The organism is Paraburkholderia graminis (assembly GCF_003330785.1).
Lineage (GTDB): Bacteria > Pseudomonadota > Gammaproteobacteria > Burkholderiales > Burkholderiaceae > Paraburkholderia > Paraburkholderia graminis.
The window spans coordinates 1,893,751-1,916,943 of sequence record NZ_CP024934.1 but is presented as its reverse complement, the minus strand read 5'-3'; the positions used below and the strand labels follow the sequence as shown (position 1 = coordinate 1,916,943).

Below are 23,193 nucleotides of genomic sequence, written 5' to 3'. Positions count from 1 at the left end.
CGCCCTTTCATCAGATCGGTGCGAGCAAGGCGTGGCCTTGCGCCGGCCTCACGTCGCGAGCCGCGCCGGACTTCGTTCCGGACGTCATGGCTGCGCGCGAGGTGCGGCCGCGCCGCATGTCACGCCTCGGCGCCTCGCCCCGGCAAATCGAATCAGAACAATGGATGTCATCGTCATTGGCGGCGGGATTGCTGGCGTCGCCACCGCTTATCAGCTACGCGCGGCCGGCCACCGGGTATGCGTCGTGGAGCGCCACGCCACCGTCGCGCAGGGCGCCACCTATGGTCACGGCGGCACGGTCCTGCCGACGCCGCTCGACGTCTGGTTCGGCCCGACCTTCATGGCAAGCCGCCAGAACGCGAAAAACGGCGTGATCAGCAAGCCCGGCTTCAGCGGCCCGGCGCGCCAGTTCGTGAAGAAGCTCGCCGCGTTGCAGGAGCCGGACGAGTTCGGTCATCAGTACGAGATGCTGCGGCCGCTCATCGAGTCCTCGCGCGAGGCGATGGCGGACATGGAAGCGCGCTTTGGCTACGAGTTCGAACAGGCAAGCGGCCTGCTCTATCTGGTGCGCTCCGCGCAGGAGTGGCAGCAGTTGCAGCCCGCGCTCGGTCTGCTGGCGCTTCACCATGTGCCGCATCGCGTGCTCACTCCCGCGGAATGCGCGGCCTACGAGCACTCGGTGCGCACCGAGCCGGAATTCGCGGGCGGCGTGGTGTTCGATCACGAACGAACCGCCAATTGTCCGCTCTTCACCAAGCTCATCAAGCAGACGCTCGACAACCAGGGCGGCGTGCAGTTCATGCTCGGCTGCGAGGTGTCGTCGATCCGCCTCGACGGCCAGCGCGCGGCGGTCGAACTTGCGCCGCGGCCGGGCGAAACTTCCCGTTCGCGCGAAGTCGACGTGATTCACGCGGACGCCGTTGTGGTCGCCGCCGGTCAAGGCAGTCTCGCGCTGCTCGAGCGCCTCGGCTTGCGCTTGCCGCTCTATCCGCTGCGCATTCACACGCTGGTCGCACCAATCGCGCATGAGGAGTGCGCGCCGCACGTGGCCATCGTCGATGCGGTCAAGCGCATCACGATCAGCCGCATGAATCACCGTTTGCGGATTGCCGGCGGCGCGGTCCTGCAAGCCGCCAACCAGCTCGAGAAGCCGCTTGGCGAGGCGCTGACCAAGGAAGCGCTCGCGCTGCTCGGCCAGGCCACGCATGACTGGATTCCCGGCGCCGCGCGCATCTCGGCGGCCCTGCCGTGGGAAGGCGTCAAGCTGTTGTCGCCGGACGGACTGCCCGTGGTCGGCAATGCGCTGCATCCGCGGCTCTTCGTCAATGTCGGGCATGGCCCCGCGGGCTGGGGCGTCGCCTGCGGAGCGGGCAAGCTGGTCGCGGATCTGATCTCGGGCAAGACGCCGGATCTCCCGGCGGAAACGCTCGCCGCGTTGCGGGCCGAGCGGTTCGGGCAAGGGGTTTAAGCGCTGCGCGGGCGGTGGGACGTAGCCACGGTTTTGCGAATGCCGTTCGCGCCCGGCCAGCGCTAGCAGTGCCGCCGGCGCTTTGCATGGCCGCAGACCAGCTCGCCTCATCTCACTTCATCTCGCCTCGTCTCATCTCGCCTCGCCAAACTGCCACGCGGCGCGTCCATCGGCACTACCATAGCGATTCCAGAAGCTCTCGCGCCTGACTCAAGGTGCTCGCCCTGTTCTCGCCATGACCGATGCCGACCTCACGCCGCCGACGCTGATCCGCCCGCAAAACCGCGCGCTGCCGCTGCTCACGCTGACCGATCTGCGGATCGCCGAAACGCAAGCCGCGGCGTCGCTGCCCGCGCACACGCTGATGGACCGCGCCGGCAAGGCGGCCGCCAGCTTCCTGCGCGAACAGATCACGCGCGACACGTCGACGGAAAAATCCCGCCAGCGCGTCTGGCTGATCGCCGGCCCCGGCAACAACGGCGGCGACGCGCTGATTCTCGCGACGCAACTGCACAAGGCGGGCATCGCCACGGAACTGTGCATGCCCGTCGAAGTGAAACCGGACGACGCCCGCTGGGCGCTCGACACGGCGCGCGCGAACGGCGTCTCGATCACCCAGGCGCCGCCTGCTTCGTTCGATGGGTACACGTGGCTTGTCGACGGCATGTTCGGCATTGGCCTCGCGCGCCCACTGGAAGGGGTGTTCGCCGACATCGCGCGCCGGCTTTCGCAGCGCACGCGGGCCCGGCCGCATGGCGGCGGCGTGCTGGCGCTCGACGTGCCGAGCGGTCTCGACAGCGACACCGGCACGATCGTCGACGACGGCGAAGCCGCGGTGCGCGCGACGCACACCGTCACGTTCATCGCCGGGAAGCCGGGTCTTTTCACCGCGCAGGGCCGCGATCTTGCCGGCGCGGTGACGGTCGCGCCGATCGGCATCGACAGCACGGCGCGCGCCTCGGTTCGGCTGAACGCGCCGGAACTGTTCGCGACGTTCCTGCCGCCGCGCGACTTCGCGACCAACAAGGGCACGTTCGGCAGTCTCGCGGTGGTCGGCGGCGACACCGGCATGTGCGGCGCGCCGATTCTGGCATCGCGCGCCGCGCTTTTCTGCGGCGCGGGCAAGGTCCACGTCGCGCTGCTCGGCGCGGGCGCCCCGCCCTACGACCCGCCGCATCCCGAACTGATGCTGCATGCCGTCGACGATCTGCCGCTCGACAAAATGGACGCGCTGGCGGTGGGCTGCGGCATGGGCCACGGCGAGCGCGCCACGCGCGTGCTGCGCGACGTGCTGCAACTCGACGTGCCGAAGCTCCTCGACGCCGACGCGCTCAATCTGATTTCGAACGACGCCGCGTTGGCCGCGGCCGTCACCGCGCGCGGCGTCGAAGGCGATCCGTGCGTGCTCACGCCGCATCCGCTCGAAGCCGCGCGCCTGCTCGGCACCGATGCCGCCGGCGTGCAGCGCGACCGCCTCGGCGCGGCGCGCGCGCTCGCTGCGCGCTTCGCGAGCGTGGTGGTGCTGAAGGGAACGGGCACGGTGATCGCCGCGCCCGACGGCCGTCTCACGATCAATCCGACCGGCAATGCCGCGCTCGCGACGGGCGGCACCGGCGACGTGCTCGGCGGCATCATCGGCGCCTTGCTCGCGCAACGCCTGCCGGGCTACGAAGCGGCGCTCGCGGGCGTCTATCTGCACGGACTGGCCGCCGACACGCTCACCGCGCAAGGTCATGGCCCTGCCGGATTGACGGCGGGCGAACTCGCGCCGATGGTGCGCAGCCTGATGAACCGCATGTTCTATCCGTCGACGCAATCATGAGTGATGGCGCGCTGAGCGGCATTGCGCCGCGTGCGGCAAGAGGCGTCCTATACCGGGTGGCTAAAGCCCTGCCGCCTGTCACGCAACGCCGCTATACTGAGTGACTGCGTGACCCACTGTGTAGATAGACCGCGCTAAGCGATTATGTTCGCCGCGTGTCGCATGCAGTGCCTCGCGAATCGCGATGGATTCCACGAACCGCGGCGAAGCGCTGCATGGTGCCGCAGCTTCTGAAATTTCACCACGAACGCGGCCGTGCGGTCTCGCTCTAACAGCATCGTTGCATCATCCCTGGCGGCGCTTCGCGCGCGCCTTTCTTCGTGCCCCTGGTTAGACGGACGCTATGACCCAGAACTCGCTCCCCTCCTGGTCCTCGCTGCAAACGCATTACGAGCAGATTCGCAATGCACACCTGCGCGACTGGTTCGCCCCCGAGAACGATCCCGCGCCCACGCGCGCCGAACGCTTTGCGTTCGCCGGCGGCGGTCTCGCGGCCGACTTCTCGAAGAACCGCATCACCGACGACACGCTGAAGCTGCTCGTGCAACTCGCCCGCGAAGCGGGCGTCGAAAAGCGCCGCGACGCGATGTTCGCGGGCGAAGTCGTCAATCCGACCGAAGGCCGCGCGGCGCTCCACACCGCGCTGCGCGCAAGCAGCCCGAGCGCGCCGTTCCACGCGCAGGTGCAAGCCGAGCGCGCCAAGATGGCCGCGTTCGCCGACCAGGTGCGCAGCGGCGCATGGACCGGCTACACGGGCAAGCGCATTCGCCACGTGGTGAACATCGGCATCGGCGGCTCGGACCTCGGGCCGAAAATGGTCGTGCACGCGCTGCATCATCTGGCTACGCCCGAGATCGCCACGCACTTCGTGTCGAATGTGGACGGCGCGGATCTCTACAACGTGATGCAGCAGATCGATCCCGAAGAGACGCTCGCCATCATCGTTTCGAAGACCTTCACCACGCTCGAAACCATGACGAACGCGCGCTCGCTGCGCGACTGGTTCATCGAGAAAGGCTGCCCGGAAAACGCGCTCGCGAAGCACTTCGTCGGCGTATCGGCGAACCCTTCGGAAGTGGTCAAGTTCGGCATTGCGCAAGAGAACGTGTTCGAGATGTGGGACTGGGTGGGCGGCCGCTATTCGCTGTGGTCGGCAGTCGGTCTGTCGATCATGATCGCGGTCGGACCGCAGCAGTTCGGCGAGCTGCTCGCGGGCGCCAACGACATGGACGAACATTTCCGCACCGCGCCGCTCGAAAAGAATCTGCCCGTGCTGCTCGGCATGATCGGCATCTGGTATCGCAATTTCTTCGGCTCGCAGAGCTATCTCGTCGCGCCGTATTCGGAAGCGCTGCACTACCTGCCTTCGTATCTTCAGCAACTGGAGATGGAGAGCAACGGCAAGTCGGCGCGTCTGGATGGCGCGATGGTCGACTATCCGACCTCCGCCGTGACGTGGGGCGAGCCGGGCACGAACGGCCAGCATGCGTTCTTCCAGATGCTGCATCAAGGTCCGACCATTGTGCCGATCGACTTCGTCGCCGTGCTGACGCCTGAGCATCCGCTCGTCAATCATCACGCGAAGCTGCTCGCCAACTGCTTCGCGCAAAGCGAAGCGCTGATGCTCGGCCGCACGTTCGAAGAAGCGAAAAAGGTCGCCGGTCCGGACAAGCCGGAGCTCGCGCCGCACCTCGTGTTCCCGGGCAACCGTCCGACCAGCACGCTGATTCTCGATGCGCTCACCGCGCGTTCACTCGGTGCGTTGATCGCGCTGTACGAACACAAGGTGCTGGTGCAGGCGTCGGTGTGGAACATCAATCCGTTCGATCAATGGGGCGTCGAGCTGGGCAAGATTCTCGGCAAGGTGGTTGAAGCCGATCTCACCGCGGCAAGCGTCGACGAAAAGAAACATGATTCGTCGACGTCGGCGTTGATCGCAAGGGCGCGGGCGGCTTTGAAGCGCTGATGTTCGTGCGCTGGTCGAATAGATGCTTGCGGCCGGCGTGTCGGATATGCGCTGTGCCGGGTGAAGTAGAAAGCGGGCCTTTAGCGGCCCGCTTTTTTTCGACCTAACGGCATGTGTCGCGCTTACTGGTTGTAGCTCGCTGATGGGCGCGGTGTTAACCGTGCGTCCTCCACCTCGCTCACGCCAGACGCCCCGCTTCGATCGTCACTGTCGTATCGCAGCGACGCGCCAGTTCGACGTCGTGCGTGACGAGAATCAGCGTTGCGCCATTCGCGCGATTCATCTCGAACATCAGGTCGATCACCGCGTGGCCGGTCGCGGCATCGAGACTGCCGGTCGGTTCATCGGCGAAGAGAATGGCCGGGTGCGTGACGAACGCGCGCGCCAGTGCGACGCGTTGCTGTTCGCCGCCCGACAGCAGCTTCGGATAATGACCGGTGCGCTGTCCGAGGCCGACTTGCTCGAGCAGCCGGCGCGCGCGCAGCGCGGCCTCGCGGGTGCCGATACCGCCTTGCAGTTCGAGCGGCAACGTGACGTTTTCGAGCGCGGTCAAATGCGGCATCAACTGGAACGACTGGAACACGAAGCCGACCGAGCCGCTGCGCAGTGCCGCGCGCTCGTCTTCGTTCAATGTCGTCAGCTCGCGGCCGAGCAGACGAACCGAGCCGGCGCTTGCGCTGTCCAATCCTGCGAGCAGGCCGAGCAGCGTAGACTTGCCCGACCCAGACGCGCCGACTATCGCGACACTGCTGCCGGCCTGGATAGCCAGGTCGATGTTGTCGAGAATGGTCAGTTCGCCCGTTGCATCCTTAACCTTCTTGCACAAACCCCGCACTTCAATGACTGGATCAGTTTTGTTTAGCATGGTGAGGCGTAGGTTGAAAGTGCGCGCCATCAGGCGTTGCGCCAACGCCATTATTCCGGCAACGAGCTCAGTGGTAATCGGCCCGGTCGTATTGGCCGCGGCCTTGCTATCGGCGAGTTTCGCTGTTCGCGCGGCTAATGTACCCAACGCAGCCAACGCACCGAATGCGCCCGAAGCGGCCAGGCCGGTGATCGTCGTATTGGGCGACAGCATCTCCGCCGAATACGGCCTGCCCCGCGATACGGGCTGGGTTGCGTTGCTGCGCCAGCGCCTGACCGAAGAGCGAATCGATTATAGCGTTGCCAACGCCAGCATCAGCGGCGACACGACAAGCGGCGGACGAGCCCGCTTGCCGGCGCTCATGCAGCGTTTGAAGCCCAGCATTGTGATCGTGGAACTGGGTGCGAACGACGCGTTGCGCGGCGTGCCGCTCGCCACGACCGAAGCGAACCTGCGCACGATCATCGAAGAGGCGCAGCAAGGTCACGCGAAAGTCGTGCTCGTGGGCATGTACGTGCCGCCTAACTACGGCCCCGACTATACGCAAAAGTTCCACGGCATCTATGGCCAGCTCGCGAAGCAACTGCGCGTGCCGCTGGTGCCGTTTCTGCTCGCCGGCATTGCCGACAAGCCCGATATGTTCCAGGCGGACCAGATTCATCCGACGCAGCAGGCACAGCCAGTGCTACTGAACAACGTGTGGCCTGCTGTGAAGCCACTCCTTCGTGCAAGTTCGCCGCGCTAGGCAGGCGGCTAGCAACTTGTGTCCGACATCACGGGAACACGGATCGGCGCGCTCTATCTCACGCTTCGCAATCCCGTGTACCCGGCTCGATTCTGAGCGACTTCTGAGGAGATAACGTGAAATACCTACCGTTAATCGCTTTGACCGTGGCAATTTCTGCCTGCGCCGCTCAACCGCCGGCTGGCGTCCAATCCGTTGGACAAAGCCAGCAACCGCCGAAGGCCGTGGCGACCTGCATCGCGCAAAAGTGGGCGGACGGCTCGCAGCAGCAGGTCGTGTCGCAAGACACGCTCGCTAACGATCAGGCCGTCGACGTGTATGTGCCTGGCCAGCAGCCGCCGAACGGCGCGGCCGCTGTCGTGCGTCCTTCATACTCCGGCAAGGGTTCGTGGGTCGGCTTCCGCGCAAACGGCGCAGCAGGCAGCGACGCCACCGGCGCGATCAGTTCGTGCCTGTAATCGCGAGGCGCTGACCAGCGCCAGGATCGTTTGACGAGCGCTCAGTTGTCGAATGAAGCTTGTCGAATGAAAAGTGTCGCGAAATGCAAAAAGCCCCGCGGTTGCGGGGCTTTTTGCATTTGCGTGCTGCTGACTAACAGGCTGCAACGAGGCTGCAACCGGGCTGCAACGCGAGCCTTACTGGTCGCTCGCCTGCGCGTTGCCGCTGCTTTCGAGCGAGCCGTACAGCTTCACCTTCGAGCGGGCGCGCAGTGCCTCGACATAGGCCTCGGCTTCCGACTGCGATTGCACCTGCGCGATCTGCTGCTGAGCCGCAGCCAGACGCTGCGGGTCCACTGCTCCGCCCGAGACGACCGCGTTCACCCGATAGATCGCGTAACCATCGTCGCCGAGATCGACGCCTACGTAGGCGGGCAACTTTTGCGCGTCCGCCTTGTAGATCGCGCTCAAGGCCGCCGGAGGCATGCCTTGCGCGTCGTTGCGCGACACTTTCAGCGGCGACGAGAAACCCGTGGTCGCCTTCGACTTCTCCAACTCCGCGAGCTTTGCGATGCCGTCCTTATGCGCGGCTTCGTTCGACTGGGCCGCGATGACCTTCTGACGCACGGTGTCCTTGATCGCGTCGAGCGCCGGCACGGCCGCGGCCTTGTAGTCGGTGACGCGCGCCGCGATCAGCGTGTTGCCGCCGACGTCGATTGCCTGCGTGTTGTTGCGCGCATTGACCGAGTCGTTCGCGAACACGGCGGCGAGGAACTTCGCGTTGTTCAGCGGGCTGTCGGGCGGCAGCTTCGGATCGGGCTGCGGCGTGACAGTGGCCGTCTGCAACTGAAGCTTGTACTTGTCGGCAGCCGGTTGCAGGCTCTTCGCCTTCTCATAGACGATGGACGTGAAACCTTCCGAGTCGTCGCTGAACGCCTTGCTCGCCAGTTGGGCCTTCAGGTCGCGCGCGATCTGATCTTTCACTTCGTCGAACGGCTTGGTAGCGGCCGGCTTCACGTCCGTCACCTTGACGATGTGATAGCCGAAGTCCGTTTGCACGATGCCGCTGACCTCGTCCTTCTTGAGCGCGAACACCGCGTCGTCGAACGCCTTGCCGCCTGCGATCATGCCGCGGCCAAAGTAACCGAGATCGCCGCCCTTCGCCGCCGAGCCGGGGTCTTGGGAGTTCTGTTGCGCGATCTGAGCGAATTGATCAGGATGCGCCTTGATCTGTGCGAGCAACTCGTCGGCCTTCTGCTTCGCCTTGGCCTTGTCGGCCGCGCTCGCGTCTTTCGGCGCTGCGATCAGGATATGGCTCGCGCGCACCTGGCCTTCAGTGCGGTAGTGCGCGATGTTGTCGTCGTAGTATTTTTTCAGCTCGGCGTCGCCGGGCTGCACCGACGCGGCGACCGTGGCCGGCGACATCACCAGATACTGGATGGTCGCCGTGGCCGGCGTCGCGAAGTCGTTGCGATGGGCGTCGTAATAGGCCTGCAACTGCGCGTCGGTAGGCTGCACCTTCGCGGCATAGTCGCGCGGATGGAACGCGATGCCCTGCACTTCGCGCTGCTGCTCGGCGAGTTCGGTCAAATGCTGCGCGAGCGTTTTCGACGTGAAGGCGCTGCCCTGAATGGCGGCGGGCAACTGCTGCGTGGCGATGCTGTAGCGCACGCGCTCGTCGTACTGATCGGGCGTCATGCCCTGCATGGCGAGCAACTGCTTGTAACGGTCGACGTCGATCGAGCCGTCCGGATTTTTCAGCGACGAGATGACCGGATCGTTCAGCAGCACGCGGCGCACGGCGTCGTCGGACGCGGTGAGGTGCAGGCGCTGCGTTTCATCGGCCAGCACGCGTTGTTCGATCAGGCCGTCGAGCATCTGGCTGCGACGCTCCGGCGTGTCGAACGCCTTGATGTCGAACTGCGCGCCGAGCATCTGCCGCGCGCGGTCGAGCTGCTGACGCATCGCGTTGTCGTACTCTGCCCGCGTGATCTTGTGACCGTTGACGCTCGCGACGTTTGCGCTTTCGTCAAAGAAGCCGCGAAAGCCCTGAATGCCCACAAAACCCAGCCCCGGCACAATGACGAGGATGAGCATGAACATCATCAGGCGTTTGTGATTACGGAAAAAATCGAGCATGCGTGAGTGCCAAAAACAGAACGCCCGATCTTACAACAGCGGGCAATAAAAAAGGCGAACCGGAGTTCGCCTTTCAAGGATACTGGCGGAGTGGACGGGACTCGAACCCGCGACCCCCGGCGTGACAGGCCGGTATTCTAACCGACTGAACTACCACTCCTTCTACTACACACTTCTGCATCCTGGCTGCGCTTCTTCTTGCAAGCTGCAGCTTGCCGGGACTGCCCAAATCGCGGCGAAATCGCGGCAAAAAACGAATTGTAGCTGAAGGCGCCGCGTGTCCGCAACTTTTGCGTCCCGAGGTTCGGGCGGCTCCCGATGCGGTTCGGGCAAGGTTCGGCGCGTACCCGACCGGTCCGGCCCACAATCCAATCTCCGTCACTGATCCAGTTAGCGTCACCCAAATGACCGATACCGCCGATATCCGCTTCCTCCTTACCATCCAGCAGAACGGAAGCCTGATCGCCGCCTCGCGCAAGCTCGGCCTCACCGCTTCGGCAGTAACGCAGCGCCTGCAACAGATCGAAAAGAAGCTCGGCAGCAGGCTCGTCGAAAGAACCGCGCGCAAGCTGACCTTTACCGAAGAAGGCACGCTGCTTTGCCTGCGCGGTGCGGAACTGATCGAGCAACTCGACACGCTGCTGGAAGATCTGCGGATTCATCATGGAGGACTGGTCGGCACATTGAAGGTCAATGCGCCGCTCGGTTTCGGCCGGCGCTACCTCGCACCGGTCATTGCCGATTTCCAGCAGGAGAACCCCGACGTCGATGTCGCGCTCACGCTATCCGACCAGCCGCTCACCGAAGCGGCGGACCGGTTCGACGTCGTGGTTCATATCGGCGAGTTGCGCGCATCCAATCTTGTCGGCCATACGATCGCACCGAACGCGCGATTCGTCTGCGCATCCCCTGCTTTCGTGAAGCGTTTCGGCAATCCCGAGCAGCCTGACGATCTGGCGGGACTGCCGTGCATCGTCCTTCGCGAAAACCAGGAAGACGTGTCGCTGTGGCATTTCAGCAAAGGCAAAACCGGCCGCAGCGTCCGCGTGACGTCGAAACTGAGTTGCAACGACGGCGACGTGATCCGCCGATGGGCGTGCGAGGGCCGAGGCGTCATTCTGCGTTCCGAGTGGGATGTCGCGGACGATATCCGGCAAGGCCGGCTGATGAGGCTGCTGCCCGGCTGGAAAGCACCGGATGCTCACGTGATCGCGCTGACTCACAACCGTTCCGGCTTGCCGAGAAGAACCCGGAATTTCATGCAGTATCTGCAAGCGCGCTTCAAGCCGCTTCCGCCGTGGCGCGTTTAAGGACGCATCGCATGTTCAGTTTTTGTGAATCACTGAGTTAGCGCGGCTAAATTCACAGCGGGCTGCTGAAACCTATAATCGAATCGTCTCTGGATTCCGATTGGTTATCAACGTCCATGTCCGCGAAAGATTCCTCACCTCAACCCGGCTATCCGAAAGCGGTCCTGTTCGACCTGTTGACCGCCCTGCTCGATTCGTGGACGCTCTGGAATCGTTGCGCCGGCTCCGAACAGGCAGGCAGAGCGTGGCGCGCGGAGTACCTGCGCCTCACCTACGGCTGTGGCCAATACGTCGAGTACGAAACGTTGGTCAAGCGCGCGGCGCAATACGTCGGCCTTCCCGACTCCGCGCCGCAAGCGCTCGAGGACAACTGGCTCGAACTGACGCCGTGGGAAGGCGCATTGGCTGCGCTGCAACAGCTACAGCCTCACTGCAAGCTCGCAGTGGTCACCAATTGTTCGGCACGGCTCGGCCGGCAAGCCGCATCGATTCTGCCCGTGCAATGGGACGTGGTCGTGACAGCGGAACAAGCCGGCGCCTACAAGCCCCACCCTCGTCCCTACGAGTTGGCGCTCGACGCGCTGAACGTGCTGCCTCACGAAGCGGCATTCGTCGCGGGTTCCAGTTACGACATGTTCGGTACGGCTGCCGTCGGCTTGCGGACGTACTGGCATAACCGGATCGGCCTGCCGCTCGTCGCCGGCGCACAGCGGCCGGAAATCGAATCGCCGGCACTCGATTCCCTCGCCGCCTGGGCGAGCCATTTCACGGCGAACAACTCGCAAACATCATGACACTCGATTCACAGGAAACGCCCGCGGCCATCGTCGATGTCCGCAAGATGGAAAAGAATATCGCCGCGATGCAGGAGCGGATGAACGCCCTCCGCGTGAAATTCCGCCCGCATGTGAAAACGTCGAAATGCGTCGACGTGGCACAGGCGCAGATCGCCGCCGGGGCTCGGGGCATCACCGTTTCCACGCTGAAAGAGGCGGAAAATTTTTTCGCGGCCGGCATCGTCGATATTCTTTATGCGGTCAGTATCGTTCCGTCGAAGCTGCCTAGAGTCATGGCGCTGCGGAAACGGGGATGCGATCTGAAGATCGTCGTCGACAATGCGAGCGCCGCGCTCGGCATCGTGGAGTTCTGCAAAACAGCGGGCGAATCGCTGGAAGTGTGGATCGAAGTGGATACCGACGGCCATCGCTCCGGCCTCAAGCCAGAAGAAGATGCGCTGCTGGAAATCGGCCGCATTCTGCACGCGGGCGCGATCAAGGTCGGCGGCGTGTTGACACATGCCGGTTCGAGCTACGAATTGAATACGCCCGCAGCGTTGGCGGCGCTCGCTGAACAGGAACGCGCCGGCTGCGTGCGCGCCGCGCAACGCCTGCGCGCGGCCGGCATTCCGTGCGAGAGCGTGAGCGTCGGCTCCACGCCGACGGCGCTCGCCGCACGCAGCCTCGAAGGCGTCACCGAAGTGCGTGCCGGCGTCTACGCATTCTTCGATCTCGTGATGCACAACGTCGGTGTTTGCGCGATCGACGATATCGCGCTGAGCGTCCTGACCACGGTGATCGGCCATCAGGAGGACAAATCGTGGGTGATTGTGGATGCGGGCTGGATGGCCATGAGCCGTGACCGCGGCACGTCGAAGCAGTCACGCGATTTCGGCTATGGACTGCCGTGCACGCTCGACGGCACTCCGCTCGACGGCTATCTGATGATCGGCGCAAACCAGGAGCACGGCATTCTTGCACCGGCCGATGCCGGCCACGCTCCTGATCACGGCGATCTGAAGGCCCGCTTTCCGATCGGCAGCCGGCTGCGCATCCTGCCCAATCACGCGTGTGCAACGGGCGCGCAGTTCCCCGAATATCACGCGCTGCAAGCAACGGGAGAACTCGCCGTGTGGAGCCGCCTGCATGGCTGGTGAAACTCGCGGACCTGCTTGTGAGCCCGCGCCCGTGGCTAGCCAAACCGGTCCGGATAGAGCGCCGCGCTGCCGTCGAGATTGCCGGTTTGCGCGTAGATCAACGGCTCGCCGTCGCGGCGAATGATTGCTCCATCAACGACACGGCCGATGACCAGGCGATGATCCCCCGCCTCGACGTCGTTCGCCACTTCGCACTCGAAGTGCGCGAGCGCCTCGAGGAGCAAGGGCGCACCCGTTCGGCCCGGTTGCCACGACACGGACGCGAGTTTGTCGACGGTGCGGCCCGACTGCGTGCCGAAGTGTTCCGCGAGCGGCTGCTGGTCCGCACTCAACACGTTGATGGCGAAGACCTGGCCGCTTCGCAGCAGTTTGTACGACTCGTGGTCCGTGCCGATCGTGATCGCGACGAGCAACGGCGAAAACGAAACCTGCATGATCGAACTGGCGGTGAACGCGTTGCGTCGATTACCATCCGCAACGCCGACGACATACACGCCGGCCGTCAAATGCCTGAAAAGTTCTGCGATGCGCTCGCTCATCGTGGACTCCTCTTAAGTGCGAAGAAGCGTGTTTCATCATAGCGCCGCTCATGCGTTGCGGCTCGCGCATCGGCTGGAACGCGGCTTGCGGCGCGAAGGTGTTTTACAGCGATCTTCATTTCATCATGAAAGACTCTCTCATCTACAACCGGTTCAGTTCGAAAGTGGTCGTCGTGACAGGCGCCGGGTCCGGGATCGGCGAAGGTGCGGCGCGTCGCTTTGCCGGAGAAGGCGCGTCGGTCGTGTTGGCCGGACGCACTCACGAGAAGCTCGAGCGGGTGGCGCGCGACCTCGACGCTCAACGCACGCTCGTTCACCCCTGCGATGTCTCCAGTTACGAGGCCGCCGAGCAACTGATGGCCGCGGCAATCGCGCGCTTCGGCCGTATCGACGTGCTCGTCAATAACGCAGGAATCGCGCCGACTGACCGCATCGACGAAGCCTCGCTCGACGACTGGCGCGCGATCATGTCGACCGATCTCGACGGTGTTTTCTATTGCAGCCGCGCGGCGATTCGTCATTTGATCGACGCGCGCGGCTCGATCGTGAACGTGTCGTCGGTGTCCGGCTTGGGCGGCGATTGGGGCATGAGTTTCTACAACGCGGCCAAGGGCGCGGTCACCAATTTCACGCGGGCGCTTGCCCTGGATCACGGCCGCGACGGCGTGCGAGTCAACGCGGTCTGCCCGAGCCTGACGGCCACCGACCTCACGCAAGACATGCTCGGCGACGAAAAGCTGATGGCAAAGTTTCGCGAGCGCATTCCACTCGGCCGCGCAGCCGAGCCCGCTGACATCGCGGCGGTCATCGCTTTTCTCGCCAGCGACGACGCGCGTTTTGTGACCGGCGTGAATCTGCCCGTCGACGGCGGTCTGAGCGCGTCGAACGGCCAGCCGCCGCAAGCGTGAGCGCGACGCGTGCCTGCGCTGCTCGATGACACGCTGAATCGCGTCGTGCGGCGTTATCGCTTGCCGGCCGACGCCTGCAAATTTCCGCCGACGCCCGATGCCAGTCCTGCTGAGGCGCTCGCGATCGTCATCGAGCGGGCTCGCGAAGCCGTGGTCCGCGGCGAAGCGCCCGATGCGGAATTGAAGCGTCGTTTCATCGCAGCGCTCGCTCAGATGATTCGTGACGCGATGCGTGCCGAATCCGGCGACCCCGTTTTCCAGGCGATGGCGTTTCGTCATCGAACGGCTGAGGTGCGCGAGTACGCGTCGCTGGCAGCGCGTGCCGCGCGGGACCGCCGTACGATTCACGCGGCCGTGAACGCCATCGCTCATCCGGCGAAGCAGCAACGAACTCCGCCGGGGCGGCAACGCGACGCGCTGGCTTTGTTGCATGCGTCCGCGGCGTCGGGAGCCTGGTCGGAGTTCGACGCGACGCTGCGGCGGCTTTGCGTCGAGCATTGCTCGGGCGAGTTTCCGTTCGAACGCAGCTTGAGGCAATTGCTCGACAGTCCCGAGTTGTCACGCTTGCGGCGTCTCGAACTGCTCGCGTCCGATGATCGTGTGCGTCAATATCAGTCGCTGTGGGATCGGCATGCTCATCGTCCGGGAAGCGCAGCGGCGATTGCCCTCGGCATTGCATCGAAAGAACGCGGCGCCCAGGTTGAAGCGTTAGCCACGCACGCGCTCGAGCTATTGGCGCGACGACTGAACGACGCGGAAGACTCGCTCGCGTCGTATCGCATCGTCAACTCGATGCGTGTTCCGGCCGCGATGCCCGCGAGCCACGAGCGTGCAAAAACCGAGTGGGACGTCGTGCTGTTAAGACGTGCAAAGGCGAATGACGAAGCTGCGGCCTGGGACGTATGCCTGCTCGTGGAGGCGAAGGCATCCGTTGACGCCGCGACCACCGACTTCCCGCGTCTTTTGCGCGGTGTGAATCTGCTTGCCCACGCGGATGAAAACACGGTCTATTCGTTCCTCACTCAGCAAGGCACGGTGAGTGTGCGTGGCGCTTCACTGAGCGCGCTGCGAACCGACGACGCAAGTCTCGCGAAGACCGTGCTCTATTGTTGTGACGCTCCTGCTGAAGCGAGTCCGCGTTTGCTTGGTGCCGCCGCTCGTATGCAGTTGTTGTCGGCAGAGGCCAGTCTGGTGTTTGCCAATGTTCTCGCTACCGAACACGATGCCGATTCAAGCGCTCTAGAACCAGTCTGGCAGCAGTTACTCGAATCTCCGAAGTGGCATGCCCTGCTCTATCAGTATCCGACGCTGCGCCGGGTTCGCGAGCTGATGGTTCATGCGGAAGATCTTCGATCGGCGGTCATGGCGGCGCTGCATTGATGACGCCGATTCATAGCCTCAAGAAAGCACAGCAACTTAATCTAAGGAAGACTCTCGGATAGAGTGGACAGCGACGTGGACTTCCCAGGCAAAGGAGCAGCATTTGGACACGAAGGTTTGCCGAACAGTTGCACTAGCTGTTGCATTTGCAACGACTGCTCTCCCCTTTATGAGCCGTGGCGCGTCCGCATTAAAGAGCCAAACGAATCCTGCTTACGTACAGACCGCTTCAGCAAAACAAGCCGCAACCATGTCGAACAATTCAACAGCGCTGGCCCGAATCAGGCTGAACTTCGACGGTAAGCAAGCGGAGGTCGAACTCAACGACAACCCTGCCAGCCGCGACTTTGTTTCCATGCTGCCGCTCACGCTGAACTTCCGGGACTACAACGGAGTTGAGAAAGTCGCCTATCCTCCGCGCAAGCTCTCAACCAAAGGCGCGTCCTTTGGATTGACACCCTCAGTAGGCGACTTTGCGTTGTATGCGCCGTGGGGAAACCTCGTGGCCTACTATCGCGGGTTTCGACATTCCGACGATCTGGTTCATCTCGGTCGCTTCACTTCCGGTATAGAAGAACTGTCGAAGATGGACGGCGAATTCAGCGTCCGTATTGAAGCTGTGCAGTAGTCGGCTTTTGAACTTTCGATGCCGTTCCGTCGTTTTCTCGAACATGCACAAAGAGGCTATGGGACTCGCATCCCATAGCCTCTTTTGCTTGCGAGCGTCGGCAGATAACCGATAGACAACTATCGTCGCGCAATACAGCGATCAGTTGCAGTGCGCGTTGTCGTCGCTCTTATTCGCCGCGAGTTGACTCGACGTGCGTTCCGCTTTCGCGAGCGTCACCTTCGCGGACGCTGCGTGCGCGTCGTCCACCCAGGTCCGCGGATTCATGCGCGCGGGGTTATATCCTGCTGCCGCGTAGTCGGCAGCTTCCTGACGGACCTGCTCACGCGTCAAACCTTGAGAGGACGTTTGCGCCGAGGCGAGCATAGGCGCGGAGATGGCGATTGCGATAAGAACAAGTTGAAGTTTGCGTTTCATGGTCGTAGCTCCGGAAAGATGGGCAAGGTTTGCCCGATAGCTTCGATGAAGCAACGGGCATCGCTTCGGCTCATGCACACTTTAAGGATTTCTACTGATTCGATTAAGTAGACGCCTTCCATTGAGCCTATTAGTATCATTCATGAATCACGAGATCGAAGCGACGCTCGAACACGCAACGCGCTGCTCGCCCCTGGCACCGGATGTTTGCTCACAAAGAATGGATGATGCGAGATGCCTCGAGAAAACCTGAATGACATCCTTGTGTTTATCGCGGTTGCACGCGAGAAGAGCTTCACGCGTGCGGCGGCAAAACTGGGCGTTTCTCAATCGGCGTTGAGTCATACCATCCGCGATCTCGAGGCGCGACTCGGACTGCGCCTCCTCACGCGAACGACCCGAAGCGTTTCGACCACTGAAGCGGGCGAAGAACTCTTTCAGGCGGTGGCGCCGCGCATCGAGGAAATCGATGCAAGCATTGCGGCTTTATCGGATTTCAGGGACAAGCCCGCTGGGATCATTCGCATCACCGCAACGGATCATCCCGTGGAGACGGTCATCTGGCCGAAGCTGCGAAAACTCTTGCCGTCCTACCCGGATATCAAGGTCGAGGTGACCGTCGACTACGGTCTTTCGAACATCGTCGAAGAACGCTATGACATTGGCGTCCGATTCGGCGATCAGGTCGCAAAGGACATGATTGCGGTCCGTATTAGCCCGGACATTCCGATGGCTATCGTCGGCTCACCCGGCTACTTTGCAAATAGAGAACTTCCGAAAACGCCGGAAGATCTTCTCCGCCACGAATGCATTAGCTTGCGCATGACGACCACGAAGGCGCTGTACGCGTGGGAATTGAAAAAGGGAAAGAGAGAGACGCAAGTGCGCGTTGCAGGACAGGTCACCGTCAATACGCAGCCTCAAATGATCCAGGCCGCGCTGGACGGCTTTGGACTGACTTTCGTCCCGGAAGATGCCGTAATCCAACACATGCGCAATGGCCATTTGCTAAGCGTTCTGAGAGACTGGTGCCCAGTCTGGCCCGGCTACCGCGCCTACTATCCGAGCCGCCGTCAAACGTCGCGTGCATTCTCGCTTGTGATCGATGCATTGAAACACCAAAGCTAAGCCGACTCCCAATTCGCCGCACCGATTGATCACAACAGCTCATAAGTCCAATCGACCGGCTTGGGTTTATCCGAACTGCCCGCGCAGCTAGAATAACTTCAATCGGTCAGGCATTCACTCGCTAACTTCAGTCTTTTTAGTCAACACGCGCCCGCTGCATTGCTTTAACGGATCGCAGCGCCGGCGACTCGCACGTCCATTCACTGCTTGAGCGCGTATCGTCGCGCCTGAACGCCGTAGTCAGGCATTGTCGACTGCCAATTCGTTGGCCGGTCGCGCATTCCTTTTATCGAAGCACGTTCAAGTATTGCAGCGAATCGGCGCCCAAGATGAACGAGGAAATCCGATGTCCACAGTGTCGAATCAATCCGCTATTTCCAGACGCCAGGTATGGAGCGCGGTCGCCTCGATGGCGATGTGCGCGGCCATGCTGATAGCGTCCGAATTCATGCCCGTTAGTCTTCTGACGCCGATTGCGTCAGACCTGCGTGCGTCAGTCGGTATGGCGGGCCAGGCCATTTCTATCTCGGGCCTCTTTGCTGTCGCGACAAGCCTGATCATTCCTTCGGTGACGAGCCGTCTCGATCGACGTCATGTGCTGGCCGGACTCGCGGGACTGATGCTGATGTCGTTGGTGCTGATCGCCGAGGCCCGCAGCTTCGAGATGTTGATGGCCGCTCGCGCGCTTCTCGGCGTGACAGTAGGTGGTTTCTGGTCGCTTGCAACCGCAACGATCATGCGACTCGTTCCCGAGGAATCGGTGCCGAAGGCATTAGGTGTTCTCTATACGGGCAACGCCGTCGCGACGTCGTTTGCCGCGCCCATTGGTAGTTACCTGGGCAGTGTCATCGGATGGCGAGGTGTGTTCTGGGCACTCGTCCCAATCGTGGCAATCAATCTGGTCATGCTGCTGGTGACGCTTCCGCCTATGAAAACCCGCGCATCGCAAGACGGCGGCGCGAACGCGCTTGCACTCCTGCGGCGCCCGCATGTGTCGTTTGCGATGCTCGCCGTCATGCTGACGTTTGCCGGCGCTTTTGAGGTCTTCACGTACTTCCGGCCGTTCTTTGAAACCTACACGCACGTCGGCGTGCCACGGCTACCAGTCCTTCTGCTTGGCATGGGACTCGCCGGTTTCGCCGGCACGTACGGTGCGAGCGCACTGATCGGTAAACGCCTCTTCCATCTGTTGATGGCTTTGCCCGTTGCACTGGCCGTCGTGACGCTCATCATGCTTCCCGCGGGTCACTCGTTCGGCGCAGCGGCATTGCTGGCAATTGCGTGGGGCGCCGTTAATGCAGCCATTCCGGTCGCTTGGTCGACGTGGCTTTCAAAAGGCGTGAAGGACAAGCCGGAAAGCGGCGGAGGCTTGATGGTTGCGTCTATCCAGCTATCCATCATGGTGGGCGCGGAGCTAGGCGGCACACTACTCGATCATTATTCGATCGGCGCGACCTTCTTGTCCGGCGCGGCGCTGCTGGTTCTTTCGGCGATTGTGGTTGGCAGCGGCAGGCGTCTCAGGCCTGCGGTGTGATAGACGATGCGGACGTTGCGCAGTTCATGCGCGGCGCTGACGTCAATGCTTGTCCGGCTAACGGCCATCTTATGTTTCCAGTTTGCGCGTCTGAGTCCTGCCGCGTACAGTTGATTATTCTTCTATCGGCGGCAACGAGCGGCCGCAGTCGCCCGACAAAACATTTTTCACGCTCGCCACAATATTCGCGTTCCTGAAACGTCTTCAGGCGCATGGAACCGCCACCTACCTCGCAGCCGATGACCGACCGAGACAGCGACATCACCGCGACCGTGGTGCGTGAGCGCACGAGGCTCGTCAATTTCATCCGGCGTCGAATACGCGACCCGGACGATGCCGAGGACATCCTGCAGGACGTGTTCCACGAATTCGTGCAGGCTTACCGGCTTCCCGCTCCGATCGAACAGGCTAGCGCGTGGCTTTTCCGCGCCGCGCGCAACCGCATCATCGATCGTTTTCGCAAGAAACGAGAGCAGCCGCTGACCGATCCGTTCGAGACCGACGACGACGCCGGCAGCGAATATCGCCTCGACCTCGCGCTGCCGGCGCACGATGCCGGTCCCGAAGCGCTCTACGCTCGCGCTCTATTGCTCAAGGCTTTGCAGGACGCGCTCGATGAGTTGCCGCCGAATCAACGTGACGTATTTATCGCCCACGAGCTCGAGGGGCGTTCCTTCAAGGACATGGTCGCGCAAAGCGGCGTGCCGCTTAATACGCTGCTCGCGCGCAAACGCTATGCGGTTCTTCATTTGCGCGCTCGACTGCAAGTCATTTACGACGAACTGGATCTTTAAAGGAGTCAACGGATGAAATTCCGAATCAGATGTGCCGGTAAAGCGCTGCTTGTGGTGGTCGCAATCGCCGCGCTTGGGTGGGTGGTCATGACGCTATGGAATTGGGTGATTCCTGCGCTATTCGTCGGCGCCCGTGCGATCGATTTCGCTCATGCGTTGGGCTTGCTGGTCTTGAGCCGCATTCTCTTTGGCGGATTCCGCGGACATGGCGGCTGGCGCGAACGGCGTCACTGGCGCAAATGGGAAGCGATGACGCCCGAGGAACGCGAGCATTTCCAGACGGCGTGGCGCTCGCGCCATGCCCCGCGCAAGGAGGATTGAATATGCGCGAGAACGCGGTGCGCGACTGCAAACAGGAGCCGGGCGTGATTGCGCCGGTCGTCCATCTGAAACGTTGCGAAGGCAAAGGCGATTGCGTGAACGTTTGCCCGGAGAATGTGTTTGAGATCCGGCGTATCGATGAGGCCGATTATCTCAGCCTCGGTTTGATGCATCGCCTGAAGCAGCGCGTGCATGGAATGAAGGTCGCCTACACGCCGAATGCGGACGCCTGCCGCTCGTGCGGTCTTTGCGTGACGGCATGCCCTGAACGCGCGATCAAGCTCGCCAGAACGGCATAGCGCATATGAGTCCATCAACCACAGTGCTTTTGCGCGAGCTTCACGAGCAGAGCCAGTCAGAAGTGATAGCCCGCGCATGCGCGCAGTTTCATGGATCGAGCGAGGAGTTTCTAACTCTCGCCGACGAATACGAAACGCTCGCACCCAGATTGCGTGGCCGGTTTCTCGAAACGCTCGGGCTATCCAGCGAAGATTTCGAGTCCTCGCAAGGCACGCCTCTTTCGCTGGCCGTCTCGGCGGAGACGGGACGGTTCCTGCGCAACATGGTGCTGTCGCACAAACCGGCTCGAATCCTAGAACTCGGGAGTTCGTGCGGTGTGTCCACGTTGTATCTCGCCGAGGCTCTTCGCACGTCAGGCAGCGGCATCGTTGTAGCGACTGAAGTCGATCCGCTGAAGTGCGTACGTCTTCGGGACAACATCACGACGGCGGGCGTCGATGCTTATGTCGAGCTGCGGGAAGGCGATGTGTTCCAGACCGTCACCGAGCTGGACGGCACGTTCGACATGGTGTTCATCGACGTATGGGCCAACGCCTATCTGGATCTGTTCAAACGGATCGAACACCTGCTGCGCCCCGGATCGATCGTTCTCGCCGACAACATGTACACAGCCGAAGACGCGGTTCGGCCGTACAAACAATATCTCGATGCGGACCCGCGCTTCTCGAGCACGACCTTGGGCTTTGAATCGGGGATCGAGTTTACGGTCGTGGTTTGCTGAATGAATCGGGAGTGCGCTCGCGTTCTTGCGCCATGCAATCGGGATGATTCCAATGCGCCGTGATTGATTGCTGCTTGTATGAAGGCGCCCGGTCTCAGCCGGAGATGGAAGCAGAGAGTCCGTGAGCAAACGCGTCCGGTGAAGTGAAGCCTCTCACCTGCGTCGCTGGATGGTTGCCAACGCGAGCCCCGCTCCTGCGAACGCGCACGCGGCGGACACCAGCGCGACTGCGCGCAGCGCGGCAACGATGGCGTCGGCTTCCGCTTGCGCCGTCGGCGTCTGCGGCGTCTGCGGCGGCGTATGGGCACCGCCGGCTTGCGCGCCGGCTGCCGCGTTCAACCCCGATAACTGTGCGCTCTGGCGTGCATCGTGAGGAACGTGCAGTGCGTCCAGCCGCGCGGACAGCGCCGCGTCGTGCGACCACACAAACACGATGCCGAGCACCGCAACCGCCAGCAGGCTCGCCACGCGTGCGACCGCGTTGTTGATACCGGAGGCTACGCCCGTGCGATGAGCCGGCACTGAGCCCATCACGGTCGTCGTGAGCGGTGCCACGGTGATCGTCATGCCGAGCCCGAGGACGGCGAGCGCAGGGAAAAATCCGGCCCAATAGCTGCCGCGCACGAACGGCATCGCGAGCATCGCAAAGCCGATTGCAGCGATGGCCGGGCCAACGCTCAATAGGACCCGCGAGCCGAAGCGGGTCGTCAGGCCGCCGGTCAAGCGCGACAACGAGCCGATGATGACCGGCACCGGCAGCAGCGCCGAGCCCGCTTCCGTTGCCGTGTAGCCATGTGCGCGGATCAGCGTGAACGGCAGGAAGAAAAACACGCCGCCCATACCGAAGTAAAGCAGCAGCGTGACGAGATTCGCGCCGGTGAAATCGCGCGAGCGAAACACCTCAAGCGGCATCATCGGGTCACGGCTCTTCGCTTGGATCATCAGGAATGCGGCCAGCACGAGCGCGCCAACGCCGATCGCGCACAGTACGAGCGCATGCGCGAAGCCACGCGCCGACGCCTCGGTCAGGCCATAGGTCAATGCCGCGAGCCCCGCTGCCGCACTCAGCGCGCCAGGCCAGTCCAACTGTTGAGGGGCATCCGGCGTGTGGCTGTTCGGCACCGACGAAACCGCGAGCACAATCGTCGCCGCTGCAAGCGGGACGTTGAGAAAGAAGATCGCGCGCCAGGAGAATGCGTCGACGAGCAGGCCGCCGGCCACTGGCCCGAGCGCCGACGTAATCGCGCCGACACCCGCCCAGGTGCCGATCGCCCGTCCGCGCTCCTCGCCGTCGAAGATCGCGCCGATGATCGCAAGACTGCCGGGTACGAAGAGCGCCGCGCCTATGCCCTGCACCGCACGCCCGGCGATCAGCGAGCCCGCGTTCGGGGCGAGCCCGCAAGCGGCCGATGCCAGCGTGAAGACCGCGATTCCCGCGATGAACACGGTGCGGTGGCCGAGTTTGTCGCCCATCGATCCACCCACCAGTACGAGCGATCCGAGAAACAGAAGGTAGGCGTTGATGATCCACTGCATCGCCGCGACGCTCGCGCCGAGCTCGCTCTGAATGGCGGGCAACGCGACGTTGACGACGGAGCCGTCGATAAACGCCATGCTCGAGCCGAGGATCGTCGCGGCGAGCGCCAGACGCTTGCGCCGGCACGGGCTGTCGAGTGCGGTGGGCTGCATGCGGATGATGAGTTCGTCGCACGGGCTCGCTTGCGCAGCGACAACGTGCGCGCGGTGTGGGTCGCTATGAACGCGCGGGTCGGCCATGCTCGCTCCAGTGCCGGTCGATGGTGACTAGCATAGCAACTGGGGCGCAGGAGCGCAGGTGT

General features: G+C 62.9%; 22 protein-coding genes and 1 tRNA gene. 17 read left to right on the top strand and 6 right to left on the bottom strand.

Features of this window, described 5'->3' with window-relative positions; all coding sequences use genetic code 11:
- Positions 1 to 160 precede the first annotated feature (160 nt).
- The 3 genes from CUJ91_RS08575 (at position 161) to pgi (ending at position 5,256) form a co-directional block, all read left to right on the top strand.
- The gene (locus CUJ91_RS08575) at positions 161 to 1,468 is read left to right on the top strand and encodes an FAD-dependent oxidoreductase (RefSeq protein WP_114156103.1); all 1,308 of its coding nucleotides are present in this window, start codon (positions 161 to 163) and stop codon (positions 1,466 to 1,468) included.
- A gap of 235 nt (positions 1,469 to 1,703) precedes the next feature.
- The gene (locus CUJ91_RS08570) at positions 1,704 to 3,290 is read left to right on the top strand and encodes an NAD(P)H-hydrate dehydratase (RefSeq protein ID WP_114156102.1); all 1,587 of its coding nucleotides are present in this window, start codon (positions 1,704 to 1,706) and stop codon (positions 3,288 to 3,290) included.
- Between the two features lie 343 nt (positions 3,291 to 3,633).
- Complete coding sequence (pgi, locus tag CUJ91_RS08565; RefSeq protein WP_114156101.1) at positions 3,634 to 5,256, top strand: glucose-6-phosphate isomerase; 1,623 nt, start codon at positions 3,634 to 3,636, stop codon at positions 5,254 to 5,256.
- A 178-nt stretch (positions 5,257 to 5,434) separates the two neighbouring features.
- On the opposite strand, the gene CUJ91_RS08560 is transcribed toward pgi, so the two are convergent.
- Complete coding sequence (locus CUJ91_RS08560; protein ID WP_029968371.1) at positions 5,435 to 6,121, bottom strand: ABC transporter ATP-binding protein; 687 nt, start codon at positions 6,119 to 6,121, stop codon at positions 5,435 to 5,437.
- Here CUJ91_RS08560 and CUJ91_RS08555 point away from each other — a divergent pair.
- Both CUJ91_RS08555 and CUJ91_RS08550 read left to right on the top strand, forming a co-directional pair.
- Positions 6,120 to 6,866, top strand: coding sequence for an arylesterase (locus CUJ91_RS08555; protein ID WP_053858070.1), 747 nt, complete (start codon positions 6,120 to 6,122; stop codon positions 6,864 to 6,866). The two genes, CUJ91_RS08560 and CUJ91_RS08555, sit on opposite strands and share 2 nt — an antisense overlap.
- Before the next feature lie 116 nt (positions 6,867 to 6,982).
- Entirely contained in the window at positions 6,983 to 7,324 is a 342-nt protein-coding gene (locus CUJ91_RS08550; protein WP_006048947.1) for a hypothetical protein, read from the top strand.
- A 177-nt stretch (positions 7,325 to 7,501) separates the two neighbouring features.
- Here CUJ91_RS08550 and CUJ91_RS08545 read toward each other — a convergent pair whose 3' ends face one another.
- Both CUJ91_RS08545 and CUJ91_RS08540 read right to left on the bottom strand, forming a co-directional pair.
- The gene (locus tag CUJ91_RS08545) at positions 7,502 to 9,442 is read right to left on the bottom strand and encodes a SurA N-terminal domain-containing protein (RefSeq protein WP_114156100.1); all 1,941 of its coding nucleotides are present in this window, start codon (positions 9,440 to 9,442) and stop codon (positions 7,502 to 7,504) included.
- An 83-nt stretch (positions 9,443 to 9,525) separates the two neighbouring features.
- Positions 9,526 to 9,602: transfer RNA gene (locus CUJ91_RS08540), tRNA-Asp, on the bottom strand.
- Between the two features lie 244 nt (positions 9,603 to 9,846).
- On the opposite strand from CUJ91_RS08540, the gene CUJ91_RS08535 reads away from it, so the two are divergent.
- From CUJ91_RS08535 to CUJ91_RS08525, 3 genes are all read left to right on the top strand, one after another.
- Positions 9,847 to 10,752: a LysR family transcriptional regulator gene (locus CUJ91_RS08535; protein ID WP_114156099.1), complete on the top strand. Its 906-nt coding sequence runs from the start codon at positions 9,847 to 9,849 to the stop codon at positions 10,750 to 10,752.
- Positions 10,753 to 10,868: 116 nt separating this feature from the next.
- Complete coding sequence (locus CUJ91_RS08530) at positions 10,869 to 11,546, top strand: HAD-IA family hydrolase (RefSeq protein ID WP_114156098.1); 678 nt, start codon at positions 10,869 to 10,871, stop codon at positions 11,544 to 11,546.
- On the top strand, positions 11,543 to 12,685 hold the full coding sequence (locus tag CUJ91_RS08525; RefSeq protein ID WP_114156097.1) for a DSD1 family PLP-dependent enzyme: 1,143 nt from the start codon (positions 11,543 to 11,545) through the stop codon (positions 12,683 to 12,685). Before CUJ91_RS08530 ends, CUJ91_RS08525 begins: the two co-directional genes overlap by 4 nt.
- Positions 12,686 to 12,720: 35 nt before the next feature.
- On the opposite strand, the gene CUJ91_RS08520 is transcribed toward CUJ91_RS08525, so the two are convergent.
- Positions 12,721 to 13,224 carry a flavin reductase family protein gene (locus tag CUJ91_RS08520; RefSeq protein WP_053858065.1) on the bottom strand — a complete coding sequence of 168 codons (504 nt, stop codon included), beginning with the start codon at positions 13,222 to 13,224 and terminating at the stop codon, positions 12,721 to 12,723.
- A gap of 125 nt (positions 13,225 to 13,349) precedes the next feature.
- On the opposite strand from CUJ91_RS08520, the gene budC reads away from it, so the two are divergent.
- From budC to CUJ91_RS08505, 3 genes are all read left to right on the top strand, one after another.
- Positions 13,350 to 14,132 (top strand): meso-2,3-butanediol dehydrogenase, encoded by a 783-nt coding sequence (budC, locus tag CUJ91_RS08515; RefSeq protein ID WP_053859020.1) that lies wholly within the window; start codon positions 13,350 to 13,352, stop codon positions 14,130 to 14,132.
- Between the two features lie 9 nt (positions 14,133 to 14,141).
- On the top strand, positions 14,142 to 15,512 hold the full coding sequence (locus tag CUJ91_RS08510; protein WP_114156096.1) for a 3-deoxy-D-arabino-heptulosonate 7-phosphate synthase: 1,371 nt from the start codon (positions 14,142 to 14,144) through the stop codon (positions 15,510 to 15,512).
- Positions 15,513 to 15,615: 103 nt separating this feature from the next.
- Positions 15,616 to 16,140 carry a cyclophilin-like fold protein gene (locus CUJ91_RS08505; protein WP_244230989.1) on the top strand — a complete coding sequence of 175 codons (525 nt, stop codon included), beginning with the start codon at positions 15,616 to 15,618 and terminating at the stop codon, positions 16,138 to 16,140.
- Positions 16,141 to 16,281: 141 nt separating this feature from the next.
- Here CUJ91_RS08505 and CUJ91_RS08500 read toward each other — a convergent pair whose 3' ends face one another.
- On the bottom strand, positions 16,282 to 16,557 hold the full coding sequence (locus CUJ91_RS08500) for a DUF4148 domain-containing protein (RefSeq protein WP_006048938.1): 276 nt from the start codon (positions 16,555 to 16,557) through the stop codon (positions 16,282 to 16,284).
- A 234-nt stretch (positions 16,558 to 16,791) separates the two neighbouring features.
- Here CUJ91_RS08500 and CUJ91_RS08495 point away from each other — a divergent pair, with 234 nt between their 5' ends.
- The 6 genes from CUJ91_RS08495 to CUJ91_RS08470 all read left to right on the top strand — a co-directional run bounded on the left by CUJ91_RS08495 (position 16,792) and on the right by CUJ91_RS08470 (position 21,355).
- Positions 16,792 to 17,685, top strand: coding sequence for a LysR family transcriptional regulator (locus tag CUJ91_RS08495; protein WP_006048937.1), 894 nt, complete (start codon positions 16,792 to 16,794; stop codon positions 17,683 to 17,685).
- A 346-nt stretch (positions 17,686 to 18,031) separates the two neighbouring features.
- Positions 18,032 to 19,219 (top strand): MFS transporter, encoded by a 1,188-nt coding sequence (locus CUJ91_RS08490; protein WP_114156094.1) that lies wholly within the window; start codon positions 18,032 to 18,034, stop codon positions 19,217 to 19,219.
- 212 nt (positions 19,220 to 19,431) lie between these two features.
- Positions 19,432 to 20,013: an RNA polymerase sigma factor gene (locus CUJ91_RS08485; RefSeq protein ID WP_192698875.1), complete on the top strand. Its 582-nt coding sequence runs from the start codon at positions 19,432 to 19,434 to the stop codon at positions 20,011 to 20,013.
- A 12-nt stretch (positions 20,014 to 20,025) separates the two neighbouring features.
- Complete coding sequence (locus tag CUJ91_RS08480) at positions 20,026 to 20,334, top strand: hypothetical protein (RefSeq protein WP_006048934.1); 309 nt, start codon at positions 20,026 to 20,028, stop codon at positions 20,332 to 20,334.
- A 2-nt stretch (positions 20,335 to 20,336) separates the two neighbouring features.
- Positions 20,337 to 20,633 (top strand): 4Fe-4S dicluster domain-containing protein, encoded by a 297-nt coding sequence (locus tag CUJ91_RS08475; protein ID WP_114156092.1) that lies wholly within the window; start codon positions 20,337 to 20,339, stop codon positions 20,631 to 20,633.
- 5 nt (positions 20,634 to 20,638) lie between these two features.
- Positions 20,639 to 21,355 (top strand): O-methyltransferase, encoded by a 717-nt coding sequence (locus tag CUJ91_RS08470; protein ID WP_114156091.1) that lies wholly within the window; start codon positions 20,639 to 20,641, stop codon positions 21,353 to 21,355.
- Between the two features lie 153 nt (positions 21,356 to 21,508).
- On the opposite strand, the gene CUJ91_RS08465 is transcribed toward CUJ91_RS08470, so the two are convergent.
- Positions 21,509 to 23,131, bottom strand: coding sequence for an MFS transporter (locus CUJ91_RS08465; protein WP_114156090.1), 1,623 nt, complete (start codon positions 23,129 to 23,131; stop codon positions 21,509 to 21,511).
- Between the last annotated feature and the right edge of the window lie 62 nt (positions 23,132 to 23,193).

Coding starts and splice junctions, on each gene's coding strand:
- CUJ91_RS08575 (WP_114156103.1), top strand. CDS start 161: ATGGATGTCATCGTCATTGGCGGCGGGATTGCTGGCGTCGCCACCGCT.
- CUJ91_RS08485 (WP_192698875.1), top strand. CDS start 19,432: ATGGAACCGCCACCTACCTCGCAGCCGATGACCGACCGAGACAGCGAC.
- budC (WP_053859020.1), top strand. CDS start 13,350: ATGAAAGACTCTCTCATCTACAACCGGTTCAGTTCGAAAGTGGTCGTC.
- CUJ91_RS08475 (WP_114156092.1), top strand. CDS start 20,337: ATGCGCGAGAACGCGGTGCGCGACTGCAAACAGGAGCCGGGCGTGATT.
- CUJ91_RS08500 (WP_006048938.1), bottom strand. CDS start 16,557: ATGAAACGCAAACTTCAACTTGTTCTTATCGCAATCGCCATCTCCGCG.
- CUJ91_RS08570 (WP_114156102.1), top strand. CDS start 1,704: ATGACCGATGCCGACCTCACGCCGCCGACGCTGATCCGCCCGCAAAAC.
- CUJ91_RS08480 (WP_006048934.1), top strand. CDS start 20,026: ATGAAATTCCGAATCAGATGTGCCGGTAAAGCGCTGCTTGTGGTGGTC.
- CUJ91_RS08545 (WP_114156100.1), bottom strand. CDS start 9,442: ATGCTCGATTTTTTCCGTAATCACAAACGCCTGATGATGTTCATGCTC.
- CUJ91_RS08560 (WP_029968371.1), bottom strand. CDS start 6,121: ATGCTAAACAAAACTGATCCAGTCATTGAAGTGCGGGGTTTGTGCAAG.
- CUJ91_RS08525 (WP_114156097.1), top strand. CDS start 11,543: ATGACACTCGATTCACAGGAAACGCCCGCGGCCATCGTCGATGTCCGC.
- CUJ91_RS08530 (WP_114156098.1), top strand. CDS start 10,869: ATGTCCGCGAAAGATTCCTCACCTCAACCCGGCTATCCGAAAGCGGTC.
- pgi (WP_114156101.1), top strand. CDS start 3,634: ATGACCCAGAACTCGCTCCCCTCCTGGTCCTCGCTGCAAACGCATTAC.
- CUJ91_RS08470 (WP_114156091.1), top strand. CDS start 20,639: ATGAGTCCATCAACCACAGTGCTTTTGCGCGAGCTTCACGAGCAGAGC.
- CUJ91_RS08555 (WP_053858070.1), top strand. CDS start 6,120: ATGGTGAGGCGTAGGTTGAAAGTGCGCGCCATCAGGCGTTGCGCCAAC.
- CUJ91_RS08520 (WP_053858065.1), bottom strand. CDS start 13,224: ATGAGCGAGCGCATCGCAGAACTTTTCAGGCATTTGACGGCCGGCGTG.
- CUJ91_RS08490 (WP_114156094.1), top strand. CDS start 18,032: ATGTCCACAGTGTCGAATCAATCCGCTATTTCCAGACGCCAGGTATGG.
- CUJ91_RS08495 (WP_006048937.1), top strand. CDS start 16,792: ATGCCTCGAGAAAACCTGAATGACATCCTTGTGTTTATCGCGGTTGCA.
- CUJ91_RS08465 (WP_114156090.1), bottom strand. CDS start 23,131: ATGGCCGACCCGCGCGTTCATAGCGACCCACACCGCGCGCACGTTGTC.
- CUJ91_RS08535 (WP_114156099.1), top strand. CDS start 9,847: ATGACCGATACCGCCGATATCCGCTTCCTCCTTACCATCCAGCAGAAC.